A 200-nucleotide genomic window follows, 5' to 3' on the forward strand; every position below is an offset into this window, starting at 1 on the left:
TCGTATAGTCAGGCTTGCCCGATCCGGCAAGTAGGAAAATCGATATTTCTCTGTTTTTAAATGAAATAATCCAAGCCAAGGCATGCCGCGGGAAAACGCGCGAGCGAACAAGCCTGACGATATGGAAGACGGGGAAGTGGTACGCCCTAGGGGAGTCGAACCCCTCTTTTCAGAATGAAAATCTGACGTCCTAACCGATA

The sequence above is a fragment of the Rhizobium sp. Leaf321 genome (genome assembly GCF_001423215.1).
GTDB lineage: Bacteria > Pseudomonadota > Alphaproteobacteria > Rhizobiales > Rhizobiaceae > Neorhizobium > Neorhizobium soli.